The organism is Spiribacter vilamensis (assembly GCF_004217415.1).
GTDB classification, from domain to species: domain Bacteria; phylum Pseudomonadota; class Gammaproteobacteria; order Nitrococcales; family Nitrococcaceae; genus Spiribacter; species Spiribacter vilamensis.
Genome location: NZ_SHLI01000001.1, coordinates 2,027,501 through 2,052,853 on the forward strand (window position 1 = coordinate 2,027,501; position 25,353 = coordinate 2,052,853).

Annotated in this window: 20 protein-coding genes, 1 tRNA gene, 2 rRNA genes and 1 pseudogene (1 of these 24 running past the window's edge); 12 read left to right on the forward strand and 12 right to left on the reverse strand. The window is 58.3% G+C overall.

The genetic code is table 11. The features are described from left to right. From EV698_RS10040 to EV698_RS10060, 5 genes are all read left to right on the forward strand, one after another. A 23S ribosomal RNA gene (locus EV698_RS10040) occupies window positions 1–1,824 on the forward strand (it extends 1,067 nt beyond the left edge of the window). Window positions 1,825–1,922: 98 nt separating this feature from the next. Then, window positions 1,923–2,039, forward strand: a 5S ribosomal RNA gene (gene rrf / locus EV698_RS10045). 48 nt (window positions 2,040–2,087) lie between these two features. Further along, complete coding sequence (locus EV698_RS10050; protein ID WP_130503921.1) at window positions 2,088–2,909, forward strand: biotin--[acetyl-CoA-carboxylase] ligase; 822 nt, start codon at window positions 2,088–2,090, stop codon at window positions 2,907–2,909. Next, entirely contained in the window at window positions 2,906–3,640 is a 735-nt protein-coding gene (locus EV698_RS10055) for a type III pantothenate kinase (protein WP_130503922.1), read from the forward strand. The genes EV698_RS10050 and EV698_RS10055 overlap by 4 nt, the downstream gene beginning before the upstream one ends. 57 nt (window positions 3,641–3,697) lie before the next feature. Then, window positions 3,698–3,773: transfer RNA gene (locus EV698_RS10060), tRNA-Thr, on the forward strand. A 218-nt stretch (window positions 3,774–3,991) separates the two neighbouring features. Here the strand turns inward: EV698_RS10060 and EV698_RS10065 are convergent. After that, window positions 3,992–4,933 carry a restriction endonuclease gene (locus tag EV698_RS10065; RefSeq protein ID WP_130503923.1) on the reverse strand — a complete coding sequence of 314 codons (942 nt, stop codon included), beginning with the start codon at window positions 4,931–4,933 and terminating at the stop codon, window positions 3,992–3,994. Window positions 4,934–5,395: 462 nt separating this feature from the next. Between EV698_RS10065 and EV698_RS10070 the strand changes: the two genes are divergently transcribed. The 6 genes from EV698_RS10070 to EV698_RS10495 all read left to right on the forward strand — a co-directional run bounded on the left by EV698_RS10070 (window position 5,396) and on the right by EV698_RS10495 (window position 14,116). After that, complete coding sequence (locus EV698_RS10070; RefSeq protein ID WP_130503924.1) at window positions 5,396–6,265, forward strand: hypothetical protein; 870 nt, start codon at window positions 5,396–5,398, stop codon at window positions 6,263–6,265. A gap of 101 nt (window positions 6,266–6,366) precedes the next feature. Then, window positions 6,367–6,756 (forward strand): hypothetical protein, encoded by a 390-nt coding sequence (locus tag EV698_RS10075; RefSeq protein ID WP_130503925.1) that lies wholly within the window; start codon window positions 6,367–6,369, stop codon window positions 6,754–6,756. Between the two features lie 853 nt (window positions 6,757–7,609). Continuing rightward, window positions 7,610–10,351, forward strand: a complete 2,742-nt coding sequence (locus EV698_RS10080) for a class I SAM-dependent DNA methyltransferase (protein ID WP_130503926.1) — start codon at window positions 7,610–7,612, stop codon at window positions 10,349–10,351. Continuing rightward, on the forward strand, window positions 10,348–12,492 hold the full coding sequence (locus EV698_RS10085) for a DEAD/DEAH box helicase (RefSeq protein WP_207220527.1): 2,145 nt from the start codon (window positions 10,348–10,350) through the stop codon (window positions 12,490–12,492). The genes EV698_RS10080 and EV698_RS10085 overlap by 4 nt, the downstream gene beginning before the upstream one ends. Before the next feature lie 15 nt (window positions 12,493–12,507). Next, a complete protein-coding gene (locus EV698_RS10090; protein WP_130503927.1) occupies window positions 12,508–13,833 on the forward strand; it encodes a GIY-YIG nuclease family protein in 1,326 nt (441 codons plus the stop codon). A gap of 139 nt (window positions 13,834–13,972) precedes the next feature. After that, window positions 13,973–14,116 (forward strand): ParA family protein, encoded by a 144-nt coding sequence (locus tag EV698_RS10495; protein ID WP_130503928.1) that lies wholly within the window; start codon window positions 13,973–13,975, stop codon window positions 14,114–14,116. 487 nt (window positions 14,117–14,603) lie between these two features. On the opposite strand, the gene EV698_RS10500 is transcribed toward EV698_RS10495, so the two are convergent. After that, window positions 14,604–14,849, reverse strand: a complete 246-nt coding sequence (locus EV698_RS10500; protein WP_165385776.1) for a VPLPA-CTERM sorting domain-containing protein — start codon at window positions 14,847–14,849, stop codon at window positions 14,604–14,606. 764 nt (window positions 14,850–15,613) lie between these two features. Between EV698_RS10500 and EV698_RS10505 the strand changes: the two are divergent. After that, a pseudogene (locus tag EV698_RS10505) lies at window positions 15,614–15,862 on the forward strand (transposase); the annotation flags it as partial. Between the two features lie 395 nt (window positions 15,863–16,257). On the opposite strand, the gene EV698_RS10110 reads toward EV698_RS10505, so the two are convergent. The 10 genes from EV698_RS10110 to EV698_RS10155 form a co-directional block, all read right to left on the reverse strand. After that, window positions 16,258–17,886, reverse strand: coding sequence for a complex I subunit 5 family protein (locus EV698_RS10110; RefSeq protein ID WP_130503929.1), 1,629 nt, complete (start codon window positions 17,884–17,886; stop codon window positions 16,258–16,260). Then, a complete protein-coding gene (locus tag EV698_RS10115; protein ID WP_130503930.1) occupies window positions 17,883–19,346 on the reverse strand; it encodes a complex I subunit 5 family protein in 1,464 nt (487 codons plus the stop codon). The genes EV698_RS10110 and EV698_RS10115 overlap by 4 nt, the downstream gene beginning before the upstream one ends. Continuing rightward, entirely contained in the window at window positions 19,343–20,815 is a 1,473-nt protein-coding gene (locus tag EV698_RS10120) for a complex I subunit 5 family protein (protein ID WP_130503931.1), read from the reverse strand. The genes EV698_RS10115 and EV698_RS10120 overlap by 4 nt, the downstream gene beginning before the upstream one ends. Beyond that, on the reverse strand, window positions 20,812–21,102 hold the full coding sequence (locus EV698_RS10125) for an NADH-quinone oxidoreductase subunit K (protein WP_130503932.1): 291 nt from the start codon (window positions 21,100–21,102) through the stop codon (window positions 20,812–20,814). The genes EV698_RS10120 and EV698_RS10125 overlap by 4 nt, the downstream gene beginning before the upstream one ends. Next, entirely contained in the window at window positions 21,099–22,031 is a 933-nt protein-coding gene (locus tag EV698_RS10130; protein ID WP_130503933.1) for a hydrogenase subunit MbhD domain-containing protein, read from the reverse strand. Before EV698_RS10130 ends, EV698_RS10125 begins: the two co-directional genes overlap by 4 nt. Continuing rightward, window positions 22,028–22,309, reverse strand: coding sequence for a cation:proton antiporter (locus EV698_RS10135; protein ID WP_130503934.1), 282 nt, complete (start codon window positions 22,307–22,309; stop codon window positions 22,028–22,030). The genes EV698_RS10130 and EV698_RS10135 overlap by 4 nt, the downstream gene beginning before the upstream one ends. Beyond that, on the reverse strand, window positions 22,296–22,589 hold the full coding sequence (locus EV698_RS10140) for an MrpF/PhaF family protein (protein WP_130503935.1): 294 nt from the start codon (window positions 22,587–22,589) through the stop codon (window positions 22,296–22,298). Before EV698_RS10140 ends, EV698_RS10135 begins: the two co-directional genes overlap by 14 nt. Beyond that, on the reverse strand, window positions 22,586–23,059 hold the full coding sequence (locus EV698_RS10145; RefSeq protein ID WP_130503936.1) for a Na+/H+ antiporter subunit E: 474 nt from the start codon (window positions 23,057–23,059) through the stop codon (window positions 22,586–22,588). Before EV698_RS10145 ends, EV698_RS10140 begins: the two co-directional genes overlap by 4 nt. 262 nt (window positions 23,060–23,321) lie before the next feature. Further along, window positions 23,322–23,996, reverse strand: a complete 675-nt coding sequence (locus EV698_RS10150; RefSeq protein ID WP_130503937.1) for a PEP-CTERM sorting domain-containing protein — start codon at window positions 23,994–23,996, stop codon at window positions 23,322–23,324. A gap of 365 nt (window positions 23,997–24,361) precedes the next feature. Next, on the reverse strand, window positions 24,362–25,342 hold the full coding sequence (locus EV698_RS10155; protein ID WP_130503938.1) for an arsenic resistance protein: 981 nt from the start codon (window positions 25,340–25,342) through the stop codon (window positions 24,362–24,364). Window positions 25,343–25,353: the final 11 nt, after the last annotated feature.

Sequence of the window (25,353 nt, forward strand, 5' to 3'; positions counted from 1 at the left end):
TTAAAGAAAGCGTAATAGCTCACTGGTCGAGTCGGCCTGCGCGGAAGATTCAACGGGGCTAAGCCATATACCGAAGCTGCGGATGCAAGCTTTGCTTGCATGGTAGGGGAGCGTTCCGTACATCAACGAAGGTGTACCCGAGAGGGGCGCTGGAGATATCGGAAGTGCGAATGCTGACATGAGTAACGATAAAGGCGGTGAAAAACCGCCTCGCCGAAAGCCCAAGGTTTCCTGCGCAACGCTAATCGGCGCAGGGTTAGTCGGCCCCTAAGATGAGGGCGAAAGCCGTAATCGATGGGAAACAGGTTAATATTCCTGTACCGCACACGACTGCGATGGGGGGACGGAGTAGGCTAAGTGATCCGGGTGACGGAAGTCCCGGTTCAAGCGTGTAGGGAGTGATTCCAGGTAAATCCGGATTCACAATCCTGAGACGCGATAACGAGTGCCCAAGGGCGCGAAGTCACTGATGCCATGCTTCCAGGAAAATCCTCTAAGCTTCAGGTCGTGTGAGACCGTACCGCAAACCGACACAGGTAGGCAGGGTGAGAATCCCAAGGCGCTTGAGAGAACTCGGGTGAAGGAACTAGGCAAAATAGTACCGTAACTTCGGGAGAAGGTACGCCTGCATTAGGTAATGCTCTTCGCGAGCGGAGCCGAGGCAGGCCGCAGTGACCAGGGGGCTGCGACTGTTTACTAAAAACACAGCACTCTGCTAACTCGTAAGAGGATGTATAGGGTGTGACGCCTGCCCGGTGCCGGAAGGTTAAGTGATGGGGTTAGCTCTTCGGGGCGAAGCTCTTGATCGAAGCCCCGGTAAACGGCGGCCGTAACTATAACGGTCCTAAGGTAGCGAAATTCCTTGTCGGGTAAGTTCCGACCTGCACGAATGGCGTAACGACGGCCCCGCTGTCTCCACCCGAGACTCAGTGAAATTGAAATCGCTGTTAAGATGCAGCGTTCCCGCGGCAAGACGGAAAGACCCCGTGAACCTTTACTACAGCTTCACACTGGACTTTGAGCATGCTTGTGCAGGATAGGTGGGAGGTGTCGAAACCGGAGCGCCAGCTCTGGTGGAGCCATCCTTGAGATACCACCCTTGCATGCTTGGGGTTCTAACCTAGACCCGTTATCCGGGCCAGGAACAGTGTGTGGTGGGTAGTTTGACTGGGGCGGTCTCCTCCCAAAGAGTAACGGAGGAGTGCGAAGGTACCCTCGGCGCGGTCGGAAATCGCGCTCTGAGTATAAAGGCAAAAGGGTGCCTGACTGCGAGACTGACAAGTCGAGCAGGGGCGAAAGCCGGTCTTAGTGATCCGGTGGTTCTGTATGGAAGGGCCATCGCTCAACGGATAAAAGGTACTCCGGGGATAACAGGCTGATTCCTCCCAAGAGTCCACATCGACGGAGGAGTTTGGCACCTCGATGTCGGCTCATCACATCCTGGGGCTGTAGCAGGTCCCAAGGGTATGGCTGTTCGCCATTTAAAGTGGTACGCGAGCTGGGTTTAGAACGTCGTGAGACAGTTCGGTCCCTATCTGCCGTGGGCGTCGGAGATTTGAGAGGATCTGCTCCTAGTACGAGAGGACCGGAGTGGACGAACCTCTGGTGTTCCGGTTGTCACGCCAGTGGCACTGCCGGGTAGCTACGTTCGGAAGGGATAACCGCTGAAAGCATCTAAGCGGGAAGTCCACCTCAAGATTAGATCTCCCCGAGGACTTGATCCTCCTGAAGGGACGTGGAAGACGACCACGTTGATAGGCTGGATGTGGAAGTGCAGTAATGTATGAAGCTAACCAGTACTAATTTCCCGTGAGGCTTGATCATATAACCCCAAGAGGGCTATAGGACATTGGTCCTGCATGCCATCGACAATGTTTCTGACGCTAGTGGCACCGTGAAAAGTGCCATTGGTAACCGGTTTGCCTGGCGAAAATAGCGCGTGGGAACCACCCGAACCCATTCCGAACTCGGAAGTGAAACCGCGTAGCGCCGATGATAGTGCCGCCACGCTGTGGTGCGAAAGTAGGTCATCGCCAGGCGCTTACAACGAAGCCCCTGTCAGTCTCCGGACTGGCGGGGGTTTTTTTTTGCATAATCCATCCATGAATATCGAGGGGAAGTCGATGGCCATCATTCCCGACGATCGAGTGACTGCCGTTCGCGCGGGAATGGGCGCACGCTGGTCTCGCACCAGGATCCGTATGTTCTCGGAGCTGGGGAGTACCAGCCAGTGGTTGGCCGACCACCCTCCAGATACGCCAACGGTAGTGATCGCCGACAGACAGACAAAGGGGCGAGGTCGGCAGGGCCGTAAGTGGGCGTCACCGCCCGGGGGGCTTTATGTCAGCGTTGGTCTGCCACTGGCGTCCATGCAGTCGATCCCGCCGGCCTTGTCACTCCTTATCGGCCTGCAACTCGTCGAGTCTCTCCACGCCAGGGGGTTTTCGGGGATACAGCTGAAATGGCCGAACGATCTTGTTGTTGACGGCGCTAAACTCGCAGGGCTCTTGGTGGAACGGTTGCCCCATACACTCATCGCCGGTGTGGGCGTGAACGTGGAAGGCTCCCGCGTTCATGATCTGCCATCGGATCGACAGGCCATTGGCCTCCGTCAGCTCTCGGACCAGCCTATTGGCGATCAGCTGCTGGGCACGCTCGCCGGTGCCGTGCTTGAAGCGACCACCTGGTCGCCGAGCCAGGCCGAGCGGTTGCTCCGGGAGCGCTGGCCGGTGTTCGATGCCCTCGCCGGGCGAAACATTGTCGTCGAGCAGTCCGGAGGCACGACGCTTGCCGGCCGCGTCGCGGGTATTACCACCACCGGCGAGCTGCGATTAATCACCGATTTCGAGGAACGGCATCTCCAGGCCGGCGAGTGCCGGGTGCAGGGGGATTGGGTAACTACGCGATGACGGATCTTCTGATCGATATCGGCAATAGCCGGATCAAATGGGCGATTTCCGCTGATGGACAGCTCAGGGGCCCTGGTCGGGCCGCAGCCCATAATGCGCTGGAGGGGTTGTTTGCGGAATGGCTGCAGCTGACCGAACGCCCGTCGAGGGTTCGGATGGTCAACGTCGCCAAGGCATCGGTGGTCAACCGTATTACCGCCTGGCTGCAGGTCCACTGGGAACTGGCGCCGGAGCTGGTTCACACCCCGAGTGACGGGGATGTCATCCATGTTGCCTATTCCCAGCCACACCGACTCGGGGCCGACCGGTGGCTTGCCATGCTGGGCGCAAGGGCGGCCGGTTGCCTGCCAGCCTGTGTCGTCGATTGCGGAACGGCGATTACAGTGGATGTTGTCGATTCGGCCGCTCGCCACCAGGGCGGACTGATCCTCCCCGGGTTCCCTGCACAACAGGCGGGTCTTGCACGCCTGGCACCGGGACTGCCCAGCATCCAACTCCCCACCCGGACGCCATTTCTGGCTACCGATACGGCTGGCGCCCTCGCCAGCGGTCATATCTTTGGCACGGCAGCGGCGGTTCAGGGAGTGATCAGGCGCTGCCTTGCCGGATCATCGGAGCGATTGACGCCCGTGCTTACCGGCGGCGACGCCCCCGTTATCGCTCGCTATCTCGAGCTGGATGTGCGGCTGCGGCCGGATCTGGTCCTGGAGGGGCTGGCCAGTCTGCCGTGAGCCTCGCGGATTGCTCCGTCACGGCAGGTTGGGTACCCTTCAGTCTCTTATCTCAAAGCTGGCGTAGCTCAGTCGGTAGAGCAGCTGATTTGTAATCAGCCGGTCGGGGGTTCGAATCCTCTCGCCAGCTCCATATGAAACAGTAGGTTGCGTTCTCTTGAGCAGTCCCCTCTTAGTTCGGGGCTAGATTGGGGCTACGGACGTGACAATCCAGGCGGTTTAGCAACGGCCCGCTCGGTTGTTTCCCAGTAGCCCCTAAGCCCCAGTATTTTTCTGCCCGGTTATTCCTGTTTGAAGGTTCTACGCTTTGCAGCCGAAAGACCATCGAACAGGGGTGTGGGCATGGCCCGTCTACTCCTCCGAGAAGTAATCGGTGTCGATCCGGTGCATCCGATATTCCCCCGCAGCAGAAACTCCTACGCCTTGATCGACCATCAGCTTGGCCAGTCGTTGACCGTCGATCAACACGATGCTCGCATCGATGGCTTGCGTGAACTTACGCGCCTCGGCAGTGAAATCGGCGGTCGTTAGAAATACTCCCTTGCGTGCTAGCTGACCTTGCAGTGCGCCGGCGAATTTCTGGATCTCTGGTCGCCCGATGGTCGCTGCCCAGCGTTTCGCTTGAACGTAAACCACATCAAGTCCTAGTGGATCTTCGGCGATTGTTCCGTCGATACCCTCGTCACCGCTCCGGCCGACCGAGTGTGCCGCATCAGCTCGGTTGCCGCCGTACCCGAGCCCAACTAAGACCTCCACCACCAGTTGTTCAAAGAATGCGGGGGAGACGGTTTTGGTCTGCTCCAGAAACTCCGCCTCGATACTGGCGCGATGCCGTCGCCAGGCATCCTCCATCTCTTCGTCGGGCGTCGCTGCTGTATGGGCTTTATTAACCGTAGCCCTAGTCGCCGGGCTGTCGGCGCTATCCTGTATCTCGTCAGAGTGTTTACGTGTCCGGCTTCGGAAGTCCCGGAAAGAAGGGTAACGCTCCAGTGTGTCGGCAACGATGGCGTCAGGTTTTTCTTGTAGTAAACCTCGTCCCACGTCGGAAATCTGAAATAGCCCGCGCTTTGGCGAGGTCAGCAGTCCGGCTTGTCGTAAATAGGTCAGGGCCCAAGCTACGCGATTGTGTAGAAGCGGCTGTTTTCCACTGGGCAGCATTTCGTGCTGATCAGCCTCGGAGAGTTCAAATTGCTGGGCCATGGCCTCATAGGCATCGCGTGTGCGATGCGGTTCGCCATCAGCAGCGAGTTGCAGCAGCGGTAACAAGCAAGCTTCGTAGCGGGGTATAGCCATCGGGGTCTCTCACGTCCCTGTGTCGTCACAAGTCTAAAGGCCTGTGGAGATTTTCGTGTGTGAGCCGCTCCATTGATCTCAGGCTTCAAGGATAAATCGGTCGCCGAGCTGGATTGCGAACGGTGTCTTGGCAGCATGCCACTGGATCGATAGGCGCTTGCACTTGGCCGGAACGTCCCGCAGCGCCACGTGGCTCAGGTTGACCGCGCCTCGTCGCGCAGGGAGTGCCTCTGCTTCGAACCACCTTTCACGCATCCATGTCTAGCGGGTCGATAGTATAGGTGGTCTAGATAGTTTTCTGCTCCTCCGGCGGCAGGTGGAGGCGATATAACCTCAAACGAGGCTAGACCGGATTGCCTGGCCACGCTAGCGTTAGCCGATAGTGTTGCTCAGTTATATCCGTCTGGTAGAAGTTAAGGCAAACTGCGTCCACCGCATCAAAGAACACGGTCCTGAGCGGGCATGACTGAAATCAACGGGCCTCGGCGATGCCTACGGCAATTCATTGATGCGCAGTGCTTTACACGGACAGTAAATGTTACGAAGTTAGAGTTTATTCGCATGCCTCCACTACACAAATGGGAAATTACAGTTTCATCTGGGTCATACTTCCCTCATCTCGCCCAGAATTTTCCTGGGGATGACATTAGCCTCAGCGACGAAGACGAAGAAGAACAGGGTATAGCGTTTTACGCTTACTCGCGCCATGTAGACGAGCTAGATACCCCTGCTGGTGCAGCCCAGAGAATTTACAGTCTCCAGTTGTTATTAAACGGAGCCTTAAGGCTAGAGTGGGAGGGGGTCCACACGCACTCCGTCCGCTTTAACACGTTCGGACGAATCGGTAGCGGCGAAATAAACTCTGTTTACGCAAGAAGCATTGAAGAAAATCCATTCAGCGAAAGCTCAGTAATAGATGAAGGCTTGGGCTATTGTAAAAACCCGAAAGTTAAATTTTCGGCTCACTTGCTGTACCTAGCAAAAACTGATGAAGACTTGCGTACCCTTCTATTCCTTGTTGGTTTGGTGTCGACGGAGTCACCAATTGAAAGCATTCTTACTTGGAACACCTTATACAGGATCGTTGACACAGTAAAAAATAATGCTAAATATTTAAACTGTTCTCTCGAAGAGTTTGCCGATAAAAATAAGATTAAGGCGTTTAAGGCAGCATGTAACAATATGAGCATAATTGGCTTAAATGCGAGACATGGTGCTGCGAATAATGAACCACCACCCCAGGTTATTACGGATCTCGACGAGGCCATCAATCTGATTATTCCAATGGCTACCAAATTTTGCCAATTTTATGTCCAGGCAAGACACCCTTGACCGTGCAGCGCCGTTTTAACCAGTAGGGTCCTTATGATTGCGAATTGACACACAGGAAGGTGTGAACCGTCCTTATGCGATGAAAAACTAAACTACGGAGCATGATTGATTTAATGAAAAATGGAACAATTCTCGCCTTGAGCTTGGTCTTGTCGGCATGCGCCGACACTGCGAGCAGGCTCAACGATATGAGTATAGGCATGTCGAAACCAGAAGTAGTTGAACTTCTAGGGCAACCTAAAGAGACGAAAGCGGCGAGTGGCGTTGAGTACATGATGTATGAACTACGTGATGCGCCGGGTGCCGCGACTCAGACAGGCTGTGGTGTGGCAGGCGTTTATACGATCGGGTTAGCGTATGCTTTTGAGGGCTGCCAATACGAAGACGAATTATATTTCGTACGTTTAATCGAGGGAAACGTTGAGGCTTACGGAAGGCAAGGAGATTTTGATTCAACGAAAGATCCCACTATCAACATAAATACTAACTAATGATCGAGAGGAGCGTATTTGACGAGCTGTAGAAAAGACGTATTGATATGAGACTAGTGAGCCACAGAAGATCTTTGATTTGGTTGGTCTAGTGGTAGTCGACAGGCAGTAAACGGCGAACATGAGGACATCGCGGACCCTTTTGTTCGTGATTAGTATTGAGGTGAGGCATGCGCCGTGAAATTCGGCCAGCGATTGTTCGTTCCACAGTGCTCACTAAGGTATTTCAGAGAAAAATTCCTAAAAACTGAAGTTGCATTGCATTAAGCCGACCAAGTGCTCCATGCAATTTTCGTAAGCATCACGGCATACTGACCGCATCCGACGTGGAATTAGATCGGCTTGTTGTCTTGTCGCGTTGCTTTGGCAATCACTGATGTGATGTGCTCACTGCCGTATACAGCCTAGTCGGTAGGATAGCCTCCTTACTAGGGATCGTAAGGCACTACCGGCGTATCTAGACGTTTTGTGACGGACTGAAATGCTCTTAACGCTACCCGAACCCGAACGCCATCTCTTCCGGGCCGCAGACATCCTGAGCCGTAAGATGGATACCTCGGAACTCAAGTAAGACATCTTCTGGATGTTGTTCGTGGAGTACTGATCGGACATTTTCGATGCGCGCCGTGAGCAGATCCAGCGACTAAAGGATCAGCTTTACGGGCGATTTGGTGCTAAATAGAGCAACCCTGAACAAGGCTGTGGTAGTGGCTGTGGTGGAGAGGGATAGAACACTGCGGTTATTCATGCTCACAGATACACAGGGGTAATGTTCCTCCCTTCTATCTCCGCGGACGCAAATGGCACTCTAGACTCACGCTTTCGGGGCAAAACAACCAACGCAGGACGCAAAATGGCACTGAATCGCGGACAGTTAATAGAACAATTCAGGCACGCGGTGGAGCAATCGGCTACTGAGGCGGGTCGTGAGGAATTCATCTATGCCTTGCTGCACGCACTCGATCGGCCAAAGGCAACGATTACCAAGTTGCGCAACGGTGATCCGACAATTAATGTCGCAAACCGCTCTAATGCTCTAGCGGTCCGGCAGAGCTTTTACTTTGAGCGGGTGAATGATGGCAGCGATGTGCATGATGTGCTCGATGCGCGGATCGCGGACCCAAAGGTTGTCGCGGGCCGTAGCGACGACCCCCGTGTGGTTATCGTCACCGACTTCGAGAGCATCACGGCCTGGGATGTGCGAAAACAAGAGCGCATGGAGGCGACTTTTGCGGAGCTCGATCGTCACTACGGGTTCTTTCTGCCAATCTATGGCCGGGGCTACGAGCAGGTTGAGGACTTTCGCGAGCTAGAAGCGGACGTCAAGGCCGCGCGTAAACTCGGGCACCTTTTCGATGAGCTCCGTGAGGCGAACCCCGTTGAAACAGCGGCAGACACTCATGCGCTTAACATCTTCCTGACACGGCTGCTCTTTTGCTTTTTCGCTGAGGATACCCGGATTTTCGGTGATAACCAGTTCTCGAAACTGGTGGCAGACCACACTGCGAAGGACGGCTCAGACCTGAGCGCCACAATCCAAGGTGCGTTCGACATGATGGATGTCCGGGATGGCGATCCGGAGCGGGCCAAAGCACCGAAACATTTAGCGGATTTCCGTTACGTCAACGGTGGGCTTTTCGAGGAGCGTGTTCCGGCTCCGGCTGTCTTTACCGCGAAGGCCCGGCGCATCCTGCTCGACTGCGGAGGTCTGAACTGGCGTGAGATCAACCCGGATATTTTTGGGTCGATGTTCCAGGCTGTGGTCGAAGAGGAACAGCGCTCCAGCCTTGGACAGCACTACACTAGCGTGCCGAACATCATGAAGGTAATCGCGCCGCTATTCCTTGATACGCTCCGTGATGACCTCGAGGCTGCACGTGGGAGCGTTAAGAAACTCGAGGCTCTGCTCACCCGCCTGCACCACATCAAGATATTGGATCCAGCCTGTGGTTCCGGCAACTTCCTTATCATTGCCTACAAGGAGCTGCGGCGCATCGAGATGGATGTGCTCGAAGCGCTGCAATCGGCGCGAGGGGAGCAAGCAAACGGCAGCATCGAGTCCATCATGGTCGGTAGTACCGGCATACGGCTTTCGCAGTTCTACGGTATCGAGATTGACGACTTCGCCCACAAGGTTGCGATGCTCTCGCTGTGGATCGCTGAACATCAGGCCAATCAGGCTTTCGAAGAGCGTTTTGGTTCGGTGACCTCGCCGCTGCCGCTGAAAGCTGGGGGTAATATTGTCTGCGATAACGCGCTGCAGAGAGATTGGGAAAGTGTCTGTCCGCATGAGCGACAAGATGAAGTGTATTTGATTGGTAACCCACCTTTCCGCGGAAGAGGTAAGCGCTCCGAAGAACAGCTTTCGGATATGACCCACGTTTTCCATAACTTCAAAAAATTTAAAGAACTAGACTTGTCTGGCTGCTGGTTTTTCAAGGGGGCGCATTACATTAAAAATACGGATGCTCAACTATCATTTGTTACCACTAATTCTATTAACCAAGGCATTCAAGTTGCTATCCTCTGGCCACCGATCCTGCGGTTCGGAGTAAAGATTCGATTCGCCTATCAAGGGTTCAAATGGAGTAATAGTGCTCGTGACCAAGCTGGTGTGCACGTTTCAGTCATTGGCCTCACGGCAAAATCAGATCCGGTCCGCCGCCTCTTCAGCTCTGAATCTGGTTCATTGCAAGAAGTCCGACCTTCCAATATCAGCCCTTACCTGCTGTCAGCGGGCAACACAGTGGTAGCTGACCGTCGTCAACCTTTAACTGAATTAAAGCCTATGTTGCTCGGCAGCATGGCCAAAGATGGCGGTCATCTGATGATAACCGCAGAAGAGAGGTCAAAACTTCTGAATGAGGAACCAAACGCCGATCGCTGGGTTCGTCGTATAGTTGGGGCAGAAGAGTTTCTCAAAGGTAAGCAAAGGTGGTGTCTCTGGCTTGTTGGTGCGTCAGCGGCCGAATTAAGCTCAGTACCGTTCATTCGGCAACGCGTAGAGGGCGTTAGAGAAAAAAGACTAACGGAGAAGTCGACTCTAAACATTGCAGAAACCCCGCATCTCTTCGCGCAGATCGCTCACCCCGAGGGTGATTATATCCTCGTCCCCCGCGTCACTTCTGAGCGCCGTCAATATGCCCCAATTGGTTTCTTTGGATCTGATGTCATTGCTACTGACTTGGTCTACATCATCCCCCTTGGCACCATCTATGACTTTGGCATCCTCCAAACTCGAATGCACATGCTCTGGCTCCAAACGGTGGGCGGCCGCCTGAAGTCTGACTTCCGCTACTCCAATACCCTTGTCTACAACACCTTTCCATGGCCCGAGCCAACGGCGGCGCAACGCGAGTCCATCGAGCAGCGAGCCCAAGATGTCCTCGATACGCGGGCGCTGTATCCAGCTAAAACCATGAGCGAGCTCTACGATCCGGATAAGATGCCGGCCGATCTTCTCGCGGCTCATCGAGCGCTAGATCTGGCGGTGGAACAGGCTTATCGCTCTACGCTATTTCGTAACGACAACGAGCGCCTAGAGTACCTATTCAAGCGCTACGAGACACTGATTGCCAAGGAGGCCCAGGCATGAGCGCCGATTCAACGGATATTGTCATCCCTTATAAGCAGACAGGGGCGAGCACTCTGTCCGACGGCATGGGGATGCGCGAGATGCAGGCAATGGCCTACGAGCATCGCAACGCGCCCTACCTGTTGCTGAAGTCTCCTCCGGCCTCGGGCAAGAGCCGGGCGCTCATGTACCTCGCACTCCACAAGCTGAACCAGCAGGGCTGCCAGAAGGCGATCATTGCCGTGCCCGAGCGCTCGATTGGGTCATCGTTCCAGTCCACCAAACTTACCGACGGTGGCTTTTTCTACGACTGGCACGTCGAGGGACGTAACAATCTCTGCGGGACCGGCGAGGATGCGGGAAAGGGCAAGATTGAAGCGTTTCAGCGCTTTCTCGATTCTGATGACCACACGCTCGTGTGTACGCACGCGACCTTCCGCTTCGCCGTCCAGGAGATCGGCGACATGAACCGGTTCCAGGACACGGTGATCGGTATTGATGAATTCCACCACGTCTCTGTTGACGAGGAGAACAAGCTAGGTGAGGTCATCGACCGGGTCATGGCCGGTTCCAACGCTCACATCATCGCCATGACAGGTTCGTACTTCCGAGGCGACGGGGTCAGCATTCTTGAGAAAGAGGAAGAGGATAAGTTCGAGACTGTCACCTATACCTACTACGACCAGCTCAACGGGTATCGGTATCTGAAGTCCATCGGCATTGGCTATCACTTCTATGAAGGCGACTATCTGAGCGCCCTCGACGATGCGCTTGATACGCACAAGAAAACGATCATCCATATCCCTAACGTCAACTCCTCCGAGTCGGTGGGAAAGCATGAGGAGGTTGACCGGATTCTCGATCAAATCGGCGTGGTCGGTGAGCGCATTGGCAATGCGAATATCAACCGGGTAACCACGCCAGATGGACGATCACTGCTTGTTGCCAACCTTGTTGATGACACAAAGGAGGCTCGCGACGCGACGGTCCACTACCTCCAGAACATCACCGACCGCGATGACATGGACATCATTATTGCGCTTGGCATGGCCAAGGAGGGCTTTGACTGGCCCTGGTGTGAGCATGTCCTCACGATTGGCTATCGGCAGTCACTCACGGAGGTGGTGCAGATCATCGGGCGTGCAACGCGTGATGTTGAGGGTAAGAAGCACGCGCAGTTCACGAACCTCATCGCCATGCCCGAGGGCGCAGACGATGATCGTAAGAAGGCTGTGAACACGCTTTTGAAGGCGATCACCGCCTCACTGCTCATGGAGCAAATTCTCGCGCCGACCATCAAATTCAAACCCCGCTCCCGGATCAAGCCCGAACAGTCCGTTCCCAGTGATACGCGGATCATTGAGGACAACGATGCGCCGGTCTCTACTCGTTGTGCAGACATCCTCGAAGGGGGCGTTACCGAATACATCGCGGATATCGCGGCGACACCGGGCGGAGTCAAGTCGATTGGGGGAGAGCCTGATCAAGCAAATCTCTTGCGCGAGGAGGACATCAAACTCGTCCTCCGTCGGCGCGAGCCGGATCTCCCGGACGAAGAGGTCGATTTGCTTGCCAATGAGATACACATTGGGCTTGCAGCGCAGGCCGAGGGTGGCCTGGTAGATGGCGAAGATCTCCCAGAAGACGCCGAGATCATGCGCCCCCCGAATGAGGGAGGGCACGCAGAGCAAGACAATATGTCGTCGTCGGAGCCGTCTGAACCATCAAACGACGCGACCGAAGGTCAGACCAAGGCCAAAATGGTTACTCGCTACGAGATCGAAAATCCCGATACGACCGGCCAAACCGGTGACCCCAAGCGGGCGGGGGAGAAGTTCATGAAAGTCGGTCGGCGATTCATTAATATCAATGATGTGAACCTGGATATGATCTCGCACATCAATCCGTTCGCCCGGGGTGAGGAAATTCTCTCCAAGCACCTCACCCCGGAGCGGCTCTCGCGGGTAAAGGACGCCCTGACCATGCCGCGTAACGATGTAACCGAGGAAGAGGCCGTCATCCTCCTCCCGCGGCTGAAAGAGTTTTTCGAGGAAAAAGGCCGGCCCCCCAAGCTCGATGCAAACGATCCCTACGAGCAACGTCTCGCACGGGTCAAGCAGTACGCTGAAGCTTATGCCAAGAACAAGCGCACCAGCTCATAGTAAGAGGGCGACGCAATGAGCAGCGAACGGCGCACACTCGATGATCTGCTCGACGAACTCCCACCGGGGCTGCTCGATGAGGAAAAGATCGCCAACACGTCCAGAGCCACCCGTGGCAGTCGGCATGCGTTTTTCGATCGTATCAACGCCTTTATTGATGAGCATGGCCGGGAGCCAAATGCCAATGCGCCGCCCGGCACCGAGGAGCGCTCCCTGGGATTGAACCTCACCGGCGCGCGGCGCGATCCGACGCTCGCGCAAGAGTTGGAAGACGCGGATCGCCACAGGTTGCTACGCCAGCGCGTAGACGAAAGCACCCAAGAGTCAGTTCAGCGCCCAAATTCTGAGGCCACGGCGTCATCCTCTGCGGATGAGTCGCAGAACAAGGCCCCAACAGGAGCGGCATCGCTTGACGATATGCTCGCCGACGAGGCGTTCATGGGCCTTCTCGACACGGAATCCGATGCTGATGATGTATTCGATATGATTCACGTCGAAGGCATTGATCGGACCCGTACAGCGCCTGACGAGATTGCCGAACGGCAGCCTTGCGAGGATTTCGAGTTCTTTGAGCCACTGTTCGAGCGCATGCGACAGCGTGTCGCAGAAAGGGTGGCGACAGTGGAGCCCTTTCATCGGGAAGGGCAGATCGAGGTGGGGGATTACTTCTACCTTCGTGGGCAGATGTGCCTGGTCGATGCCATCGAGGATACCGATGTCCGTGAGGCCGGTGAGTCCGTCTACCGAGTCCGTGTGGTCTTCGATAACGGCACCGAGATGAAACCCTATAAGCACTCGCTTGGGCGAGCGCTTCTCGGGCAGAAATCCCGGGGCTATGAGCGGGGCCAGCGCATCCTCGACCCCGATATTGTGGCTGACCACTTCAACGGCATCACCCACCGGGATCAATCAAGGGGATTTATCTACGTTCTGCGCTCGAAACGCCAAGATGCGGTGATCCGAGAGCAGCGCGATCTTTACAAAGTCGGACTGACCGCACGAACGATCGAGGACCGCCTGAAGGGCGCTGAGCGGCAGACGACCTACCTAGAGGGGCCTGTCGAGCTCATCGCCGAGTGGGAAATCTATGGGGCGAATCTCCGCCGTGTAGAACGCATCCTCCACGCTTTCCTCGCCCCCCGCCGTGCGCAATTCACGCTCATCGATGCTAATGGCAAGCAATACCACCCGCGTGAATGGTTTAACGTGCCTTTCGAGACGATCAAACAGGCCGCCGAGGCCATCATGAATGGCACCTTGATGAGCTACCGCCTGAACGCGAGTACGGGCGAGCTATATCGTGCAGACCAAGGCCAACGCCTTGACGACCGGGAGGTATAGCGCGTTTTGAAATTCGCTACTGCACTTAGGAGGCAAAGCGCATGTGTGATTATGTAATTGCGCACATTAGTGTGTTTTTCATCGCTGTTTATGTAGATGTAGAAACTTCAGCACGCGGACGTTCGTATAGCGTCGCCTAATGACACCTGTAATCGCCCTGACCTCACCGAAGGGCGGAGCAGGAAAGACAACCCTCGCGTCGCACCTCGGTCACTCGCTGCAACACCGAGGGCAAAGCGTGCTCCTGATTGATGCCGATCCTCAGGAGAGTTTGTTGTCATGATCCGAGGAACCCGATGTTAGCCACCCGTCCAGCATTGGCCTGCATCAGCCAAAGCAGCCCGCGAGAGAAGCCGGGACAATGGGAACAAACTACGACTGCGTGGTCATCGACTCCCGGGGCAGTCTCAGCGGGACGATCCCTGCAGCGCTCAGAGTCGCAGACCTGATTCTGACCCCCATCCAAGCCTCTCCACTCGACGTGCGGGCGAATGCGGATCTCGTCGATGTTGTTCAGGCCTGTCAAAAGATCACCGATGGGCGCGTAAGCTTCAACTCAGTCCATGATGTTACAAGAATCATGCCGACGCACCCGCGTTTCACAACATCCTGGAAGTGCGACACTTTAGTGCAGGTGAATCGTCGTGCAGGAGAGTAGCCGAAGAAAAATGCAAACAAATCCGACGGAAGGGATCGGGTCTGCGGTAACCTGAGACTCCACATAAATTCCCTCTATCTCGCAGTCCTGACCCCTGACTAATCACCTGGTATTAGCCACCCTTCATGCGGCGAGCCACTCCTATGCCTGCCAGACCTAGACCAAGGAGCCAGACTGTTGCCGGAACGGGGACCTTGGTCCATTCGCCGCTACGACCTGATGCCCAACCGTAATCCCCGAGGCTTAAATAATCCCCGGCGATACCACTGTAGTAATCGGGAGGGCCGTCCGCCACGTCAATATTCCAGTGAGTAATGTTCTTATTAGAATCGAAAACGATATTAGTAGCGCTATACACCGTTGGTCTCGTGATCGGAACGTAACTGGTGGTGTATTCCGCAACCCCGGGTGGTAGGAAATAGCATGACGAGTCATACCATGATGCACAAGCAGCGCTAGCAGAAAACGATCCGCTAGGACTCTCGACAGAAGTTGTAGCGGACCAGCCGTTAACGTCGGAAAAAATATTTACCGTTGCATTAGTGAGCTCTCCACCGGGCAAATCTGATTCGTCGATTGATAAAAGCTAGTACTCCCCATGAGTTCTGGATTGCACCAATACTCAGAACCGCATGATTCTGGATATTGACCGTCAAAATAAAGAGGCGCGCCCTGATATTCATAGGACACGATGGAAGCATAAGCCAAACCGGAAAATGGGGACAATAATAAAATCATTAATCCCAATTTAAGCATGTGTTTTTCTCTCATTTTTTATCCCTGCATTGATGCTTCGACTGTTTTACAGGCTGCCCCTAATACCGGCAGATTGGTAACGTGGTTCAAGCGCTGGGAAACCATTGGTTGAGCGATTCCCCAATTCCTGATGTTGCAAGCTACAAAGTACGTGCAAAAACGATGCCACTATTAGCACCGTACCTGTTTTCCCCTACTTCAGACGGTATTTTTGGACGCTTTCAGGAAATCGCTCGTGGACTGTAAAATTTCACGACAGTTTTCAGAGACCGAGTCGGCATTTTGTGCGCCACTCCATCGGACCAACTAGGTGATCTTTCCCACCTGCAGCGGACACTTTCGTAAGTTGTAAACCAGGGGTGGATCATGGCAACAGCAGCCAACGGCGTGTCCAAGCGCAAGCAGTCCCGCTACAGCGCGAAATATCGTTCCGAGGCCTTTTCGCTCGCCGAACGTATCGGCGTTGCCGCCGCAGCTAGCGAGCTCGGCCTGCATGCGACGCAGATTTACCAGTGGCGCGCGAAAGCGGCCCACGAGAAGTTCGTCGGTGACCGCGAGCGCCAGCTTCGCGAGGAAAACGCCCGGCTCAAACGCCAGCTCGCCGAGAAGACCGAATTTGCACCCGCAAGGTCATTGGTTGGTCGACCAGCCACCGGATCGATGCTGATCTCGCATGCGCAGCGCCTCGCGGCGTAATCATGCATACGGATCGAGGCAGTGTTTACTGCGGCTGGCAGCATCGGAGCCTAATCCGCCGTCACGGACTGATTGCCAGCATTAGCGGCCGGAGCAACTGCTACGACAATGGTGTGGTGGAGAGCCGTTAATGCATCCGGAACCACTCCGCCAACGGCTTTTCGAAACCATCGAGATCGAGAAGAACCGGACCCGTCCCTATTCTGCCCTCAAATACATCAGCCCTGACGTGTTCGAGGCATCGATAGCGACTCAATCGAGTGTCCACTGTTACTGGGCAAGATCGAGCGGTATGCCGTCTTCGTTGACCCTGATCAGTCTGATTGGCTCGCCTTATCGGCGGTGTCCGGCGAACCCGACGCCGGCCGTCGCTGACCGATGGCGCGATGTGCGAGAGGATTGAGACCCGAGGCAAGGCTCCGAAGCATCGCTTCCACCGCGACCAGCAGATCACCCTCCGGGACCGCGGGCCGCACCCGAATGACCTTGTCCAGCCTCCAGGCCAGGGCCGCCAGCGCCAGACCTGCCACCACGGGCCAGGCACCGTTGCGTAGTGTGTCCGTCCCCATCACATAGGCCATGGGCCGCGGATCGTAGGTACTCCAGAGTACCCAGGGTACCGTTAAGGCGGCGAGTCCAATGGTCGCCACAGTCAGGCCCATTACGCGCGTGCCCTCTCCTGCGGCATCCCTGGAGGGCGCGTTGACCAACAAGAACAGGTAGCGCATCAGGACGCATGTCGTGGTGACGCCCGTCGCTGTCACCACCCATGCCAACGCCGACGGGAACACCGGCTTGATCGCGGCCTTCGCCAGCCCGCCACCAGTCATTGGCCAACCCGCCACCGAGGCGCAAAGCATTGCCACCAGGGCGAGGGCCATCCAGCGGGCGGAGCCCCGGAGCAGCGGAATCCAGCCTACCGCTAAAAACAGTGCGCCTTTGGCTAGTCCGTGGTGGATGCCGTAATAGCCCGCCGTCTCGACACTCGGGTCGCCGGCCGCCAGCAGCCCGGCGCCCACCACCGCGAGGATCAGACCCATCTGACTGACCGTGGAGTAGGCCAGCACCGCTTTGATGCGCTGCTGCAGCACCCCGATGACCGCACCCGCATAAACGCCGATCAACCCCAGCACCAGCAGCAGCGCAGCGGCTATAGTGCCACCCTCCGGCAGGAACCGAATCAGGCCGATGAGCCCCGCGTTGACAATGGCGCCGGAGAGCACCGCCGAGGCGGCGACGGGGGCTGCCGGGTGCGCCAACGGCAGCCACACATGCAGTGGCATGAGCCCGGTCTTGATGCCGAACCCGATCACCAGCATGGCCACAGTGACATGGCTCTGCCCGTTACCCATGCCCGGATCCATGAGCCCGTCGCGCATGTCCGCGATCAAAAAGGTCTCCGCCTGGGCCATCATGAGAATAAAGCCCGTAAGCAGCATAGCCTCGCCGATCACCGCCATGATGATGTACACACTCGAGGCCCGCAGGGCCTCAGCGGTTCGGCTATGCACTACCAGGAAATACGACGCCAGTGACACCGCGGCGAAGGCGACATAAAAAGTGACCGCGTCCGCGGCCAGGTACACCCCCAGGTTGCCGGCGAGGGTGAGACACCAGAACCCGCTGAAGATCGCGGGTTTGCGGGGCGCCTTCATGTGCGCCAGCGCATAAAGGCCGGCCGCGAGCCATAGGGCAGCGGTCATGCCCAGCAGCCCCATACCGAGCGGCTCGGTCTCCAGCCGAACGCCCAGCAACAGGCCTGGTACCTCGGTAGGCTGATCGGAGAGCGGCATCAGCGCGAGTGCCAGGGCCGGCAGGGGCGCCAGGGGGAGCAGCATCAACGCGCGGTCCCGAACCGGCGGTAGCGCCATTAGCCCGCCCAGCAGCAGCGGCCAGGCCAGGGCCACAAAGGGTAGGACGGGGCCTTCCAGCAAAATGCTCATGGCAGGTAATGCCTCTCGACGATCAGTGTGGCCCAGCCCAGGGGACTGAAATCGGCACCGGCCAGCAGCCCCGCGGCGATGGCGCCTAGCCCGCTGATCACCGCCGGGACGACAATGCCCAGCGGGCGCTCGCCCGGTCGGTCGCCATCCGATGGCTCGGCGAACCAGATGCGGTAGAGCAGCGGCAGAAAGTACGCGGCGTTCAGGAGCGTGGAGCCGGCCAGCACCGCCAGCACCCAGGGTGTACCCGACTCCATGGCCCCCAGTCCCAGGTAGATCTTGGTGACAAAGCCGGCCATGGGGGGCAGACCGATCATGCCCAGCGCGCCCAGAGAAAAACACACCGAGGTCCACGGCATACGTGCGCCGACGCCGTTCAGATCAGCGATTTCGTGAATACCGGCGCGTTCGTCATAGATGCCCGCACAGAAAAACAAGGTAATCTTCATCAGGCCCTGATGGACGAGATGAGCGAGGCCGCCGATGAGGCCCAGCGGGCTCGCCAGCGCCGTGCCCAGGATGATGTAGGACACCTGGCTAACGGTGGAATAAGCCAGCCGGCGTTTAATGCCTGACTGGCGCAGGGCCTGGATTGAGCCATACAGGATAGTGACCGAGGCAAGCACTGCCAGGGCTAGACCCAGCCCCAGTTCGGTCACCCGCTCGATCCCGAAGACGTCGTGAATGAGCCGCACAAACCCGAAGGCGCCAGCCTTCACCACGGCCACCGCATGCAGTAAGGCACTCACCGGGGCCGGTGCCGCCATCGCTGCCGGTAGCCATCCATGGAGGGGCACTATGGCGGCCTTCACCCCAAGGCCCGCCGCAAACAGCACAAACAGCCAGCGCTGGGTTGCGGCATCCATGCTGGCGAAATCGGTGGGGCCGGCGAATTCTACTGGCCCGGTCCACGACTCCAGCCAGAGAATGGCGAGCAGCAGCGCCACACTGGCCGGCAGCGAGTACAGCAGGTAGGACAGCCCCGCCCGCATCGAGGCGGCGTTCTGCTTGTGCACCACCAGCGGCCAGGTGCTGAGGGTGAGTAATTCGTAGAAGAAGAAAAAGGTCAGCAGTGAGCCCGACAGCGCGATGCCAGTGGTGGCAAATACGCACAGGCTGAAGAAGCCGAAGAACCGTGAGAGGTCGGGCTTGCGGTCGAAGTATGCGATGGCATAGACCGTGGTGAGCAGCCATAGAAATGCCGAGAGCGTGAGGAACAGCAGCGACAGGGCGTCCACCCGCAAAAGCAGGGAGACCCCGGGCACCAGATCGAACCGGGTTTCGTGCAGGGTGCCGCCGGCGACTTCCACCAGCATGAACACCACCAGTCCGACCTTTAGCAAGGCACCGCCGAGGTTGAGTCGGTTGCGCCAGCCGTGGTTGTCCTGACTCAGAAAAAACGTGGCGATGGCGGGCGCCAGTGAGGTGGCCAACATGAGCGGGGGCAGCCATTCGCTCATGGCATTCCACCCATCAGGCCATACGGGGCCCCGGGGAGGATGCCCAGGGCGAGTGAGGCGATGGCCAGCCCCAGCGGGAGCGCCTGCCGCCAGCGTTCCACCGGCTGGAACACCGCGGCCGACGCCGGGTCGGAGCGACGAAACGCCGCCGCCATGGGACGGTACAGATAGGCCGTTGTCAGCAGCCCGCCTGACAGCACCACCAGTCCCCAGACCGGCACACCGCCCTCCAGCGAGGCGCTCACCAGCAGGTACTTGGCCATGAATCCACCGCTCGGAGGCAGGCCCATCAGGGTGATTGCGGCGAGCCCAAAGGCGAAGAGCGTCATGGGAAGGACCTGAACCAGTCCGGCCAGCCGGTCGATCCGATCATGACCGGCGGCCTCGAGAATCAGCCCGGCGCATAAAAACATGGCGGCCTTGGCGAGAGCATGGGAGAGGGCCTGGAACAGGGTGCCGTTCCAGGCGGCGTCCGCCACGCTCTCGCTAGCTTCAGCCGCCGCCCCCAGGGCCAGGGGGAAGATGATGAACAAATAGCCGATCTGGGCCACGGTGGAATAGGCGATCAACAGTTTGAGCCGGGGCTGGCGTAGGGCCATGACCGATCCGTAAATAACAGCCAGGGCACCCAGGCTGCCGATGACGTTCACGGCGATCTCGCCGGCTGCTCCCGGTGCGGCCTCGAACCATAGCCGCAGGGTAATGTAGAACGACGTTTTCGGGACCAGCGCCGATAACACCGCGCTGGCGGGTGCCGGCGCGCCGGCATGGGCCGGTGGTAGCCAGACGTGGAATGGAAACAGCGCGGCCTTGGCGGCGAGGCCCACAGTCATTGCGCCGATCGCCAGCGCATCAGTGGGGTAGGTGCCGAGCTGGCCCGTCAGCAGGCCGATATCCAGGGTCCCGTGAGCGGCATAGATCAGCACAACACCGAGTAGATAGAACAGTGAGCCGGTGAGAGCGAACAGCAGGTAGCGCAGTGCCGCGTTCAGACTATCGCGCTTTCTCTCAATGCCCACCAGCGCCACCGCCGCCAGGCTGGCGAGCTCCAGGCCCACATACAGGTTGAACAGGTCCCGGGAGACGAAGATGGCATTCAACGCACCCCAGAGGAGCAATAGCAGTGGCCGGAAGGTGTAAACTAGGCGGTTGTCCGAGCCGATCTGCCCGTGAGGTTTCAGGGAGAAAAGCATTACTGCGGCCATCACCAGCGCGTTGACCAGCAGGAAGAGTACGGCCGGGCCATCGGCCATGAGCTCAATACCCAGGGGCGGCATCCATTGACCGATGGCAATGACCACCGGCCCGGAGAGCGCCACATGAGCCGTCAGGGCCACCGCCAGGCCCACCATGATGAGGGTGGCCGTCCGCACCAGCACCTCCGCCCGCCGGGGTGCCGCCACGGAGACGATGGCACCGAGCAGCGGCAGCGTCAGGGTGAGCACCAGGACGGTGACGGGTAACCTCATGGGTCGCGGCCGCCCTCCCGTGCATGGGCCACCGCCAGGCCCAGTGCCAGCGCCGTGGCGGAGAGCGCGACCACGATCCCGGTGATGATCATGGCCTGCGGGACCGGGTCGGTGCCGGCGGTTTCACTGGCGGACAGGGCTCCGAACAGCAGGAAAATACCCGAACCGATCATGTTGAAGGCGATGATTCGGCGCAGCAGCAATGGTTGGGTGATCAGTCCGTAGAGGCCCAATCCAATAAGGGCCGTTGCACAGATGGCAAAAGGTAGCCATTCCACCGGCGTCATGGCGTCTCCTCCCGCTCCGGCGCGCCGAAAACCAGCATCGAGAGGGTGGCGGCAATGGCCACCGCCAGGGTGATCTCGATAGCCATCAGTAGCGGCGTAGCGATCACCGGCGGGATCCATAGAAACGTGCCCATGCTGAGACCAGTCACGCCGACCCCGAGGAAAAATGCGGGCCCGCTCAGCACCGCGGCCCGCATCCAGCGGTCATCGACGCGCGGAGCGGGTAGATGCCCGGTCATCACCGCGACGACCCAGGCCGCGGCCAGCACCGTCCCCCCTTGAAAGGCGCCTCCTGGCTGATGACCGCCTGCCCAGATGAGGTAGGCTCCGATCACAAGGGCCACCGGCGGCAGTACCCGTCCGAACTGGGCGAGCACGCCGTCAGGCAGTACCCGATGGCGGCGGCCTGCCGGGCCGGGCCAGTCCTCATCGCGAGTCACTGTCCACACGCCCAGCAGCGCGGCCAGCAACACCAGGGTTTCCAGCAGGGTGTCCCAGCCGCGGAAATTGAGCAGGACCGCAGTCACCGGGTTCTCTGTGCCGGTCAGCGGCAGGCGCTCCGCCACGGCGTTCTGCAGGCCGGGATGCGCCGGCAGCCGGATTAATGCCGCCAGTAGTCCCAGGGTTACCGCCACCGCGCCGAGTCCCGCCAGCATTCGGATCAGCCGGGTCGGCCGGGGCGGTGCGGGCGCCTGCAGCGCTCGTAGTCGGGTCCAGCTCATTAGTAGAAGGATGCCGGTGAGCCCGGCGCCAATCGCGGCCTCGGCGAGCGCCACGTTGGTCGCCTCGAGACGCAGCCAGGCCAGCGCAACCAGCAGCCCGTAGGCGATGAAGAACACCACCGCCATGAAGGCCTGGCGCCCCAGCACCACCGCGGCGGCCACCGCCACGATGATGACGGACAACAAGGTATTGAAGACGACGCTCACCGGCGCCCCGCCGCTACCCGACCGATTAGCTGCGCGGCGACTCCGGCGGAAAAGAGCGCCAGCGCCCAGATCAGGATCAGTTTGAGGATCGCCGCCAGTCCCGGCGCCTGTAACGCCACGCCCAGGGCTACAAGTCCCAGACCAAGGTTGTCGGCCTTGGTCAAGGCGTGCAGCCGGCTGGGAGTGTCGGGGAATCGGATCAGGCCGAGGCTGCCCGCGGCGAAAAAGCCAAGCCCCAGGGCGGTCAGAAGCATGGTCAGGCCGTCAATCAGTGTCATCACCCTCTGCCTCCGGGTCGCCAGTGCCCGCCCGCTGGCCGGTTTTGGCAAAGGCGATGATCGACAGCGCCGCCAGCAGCGCTAGCACGATGGCGACGTCCAGCATTGCCCAGTCGTCTTCTGCCACCGTGAGTAACAGAACAGTGGCAATGCCGCCGGTGCCAATGAGCTGCACGGACATCATCCGATCCGCCCGTGAGGGTCCCCGCGCGATGCGCCAGAGCGCCACGGCGATGGTCGCCAGCAGCCCAGTGGCAATGATCAGATACCAGGCAGTCATGACCGATCCGGCGACAGGGCACGCTCCAGTCGGGCCTCATCCCGGCGCAGTGGCGGCTCCAGTGCCTGACGATCATCCAGCAGATGCACCAGATACTGGCCCTGCCGGGTGCCTGCGACCAGTGTGCCCGGCATCAGGCTGTACTGCGTGCCGATCAGAAAGCTCCCTCCGGCGGGCAGGCCGCGTGGCAGCGTCCGCCAGCCGGGAGACAGCGGCATCCGTGGATCCAGGGCTCGTCGGGCGACATCCAGGCCGCCCAGCAGTGATCGCCAGATAAACCCCGGAATCAGCGGAAGCGCCCACCAGGGGCGTCGCCCCGTCGCCGGCGGCAGCAGTCTCACGCTAAGGCCGATGGCCGCGGCGACTGCGGGCAGCCCGATGACCAGGCCGGACGGGGCAAACCCGGATAACACCAGCCACAGCGTTCCCAGCAGCATGCCTCGCAGCAGTATCGCGTTGCGCAATGCCATCAGTTGGAGCGCTCCCGGGATCCCCGAATGATCAACATATTAACGTCGCTGTGCGGAACCGACGAGATGGGCTGCGATGGTGCTGGGTGGATTCGAGCTAATTCCCCGCCATCGGCGTCACCCGCGAGGCCACAAAAAAGCCCTCGGCCTGTGGATCGAGCAGACCGAGGGGCAAAGTTCTGGATGCGGATCATGACAACCCGCATTCCGGTTCGGCGACTGGTTCATCCCTGAAGCCTGAAGTCAGTGAAACAAGTCACACTCAAGCATCTTCACAGCTTCTGTTGTGTCGACGACGCACCCCTCCGAACATCATAGCGACCAGGCCAAAGGCTGCGAGCGCCAGCGTACCGGGCGCGGGAACGGCAACCGGCGATTTGCCAAGCAGCGCGACGTGAGAAAGTCCATCACCGCCATTCGACGACGACGTCTTAAAGAATTCCCAGTCTCCGGAGCTTACGTCGCTCTGAAGCGAATAGACGAACCAGTTGTCGGCCTGCTGCCCTGTTCCGAACTTGAACCCGAGTGCACCGTCGTCGTACTGATCCCAGAATTCGGAGTCGAATCTCCAGTCCCCTGATTGGGTATAGTTCACATTGAAATCATTGTCTGTAGCAGAACTAGTGCTGTTTTCATCCTCATCTTTCCCTAGATATTGGTATCCGTCATCGCTTGAAGAACCAATGAAAGGATCATTGTTCGATCCGAATCCCGCCCCCGCCTCGAAGCCTGCCGCAAGGCAAAGGTCCACCTGCGTGTCGTCAATCGACATGTAGTTCTTGGACGAGTCCTCTTCGTCACAGTAGACCGGGGCAGCCGTTACGCTGCCTACCAACCCCAGGCCGAAGAACATTGCTGTCGCACTGATCATGATCGGACGCATGTATCTGCTCATTACTTTATGTCCTTGTTTTAAATTGATGGTGGTGCCGATCATTCCCGCTTAAGGTGCGCCGGGCGCCCACCGTTGTTCGCCTGATCTTAAGTAATGCAAAAACCAGGCCATGTTCTTGAAATGGCGGAAAAGCGTTATATTTCATGGCGTTGGAAATACAAGGAACCAGGTCTTCTCGAGTCAGTCAGGTCAATGTAAAGGATTCCGACACTGGTGAAGGCGGCAGTCGCCTGATTTCCATCGATACCCTGGCCACCGCTCCGGCTGACCGAGCCCGACCAGGAATCTCGAAATGGATGCCGGTAGAAGTGGGACGGTGACAATCTTGGGGGACCCGTGAATTACCACCAGTGGAGCACAGAGAGATCCACGCACAACCGGCTCAGTCGGAACGCGAGGCGTGTTGATCAGGGGACGTGCCCGACAGGTCCACTGCCTGCAGCTATCAACCAGCGCGGCACCAGGGAGAGATAGGCCACCATTCCGAACAATTCGACCAGCGACTGGAACACGATAACGACAACGGCGGCCTGCCACGGCTCGGGCAGTGCCAGCGCAATCGGCAGCACCACGAAAGAATTTCGGGTGCCGAAACTGAACACCAATGTCCTCGCGCCCGGCGCATCGAGACGGAACAAGTGCCCCATAAACCTGCCGAGCACCGCTGCCACCACCAGATAGCCGACGAATATCGGCAGCACTGGCCACAAGACGTCGGGCAGGCCCGCTACCTCATTCACCTGTGATGCCGCGATGACGAACACAACCACAGCCAGCAGCGGCACTGGCAGCGCACCCATCCCGCAGACTAACGACTGCATACGAGGTTGGTTCTCGGCGAACCGCTCGGTCAGCCAGGCAAAGAACAGGGGGGTCAGGATCAGCGCCACAAAGGCGACGAGCAGATGCGTGCTGAGGGCAGCTTCGAGCCAGTCATGACCAAGAAAAAACCACAGGTACACTGGCAGCATGATCAGTTGCGCAAACAGGAGTAAAGGCGCGGCAGCGATGGCGCGGCCAGCATCTCCCTTGCCCAGGTGGGTAAAACTGATGAACCAGTCAGTGCAGGGTGCAAGTAAAACCAGCAGCACCCCGACCATGACAGTCGGAGATAGGGGTAGCCAGGCGACCAGGACGGCCAATCCCAGTGGGATGACCACAAAATTCCCGACCATAAGGGCCGACAGGAACCGCCAGTCCCGCATCCCCTCTCGGACGTGCGTCAACGGCACCTGGGTGAACGTGACATACAGCAGGACCCCGAGAAGAGGCCATAGCAACCGATCGAAGGCGGCCGTGGAATCCGGCCGAAGCAGCCCGACACCCACACCGGCGAGAATGAACACCAGGTAGATCCAGGACTGATGACGTTCTAGTAATGCTCGCATGGGTCTTATCT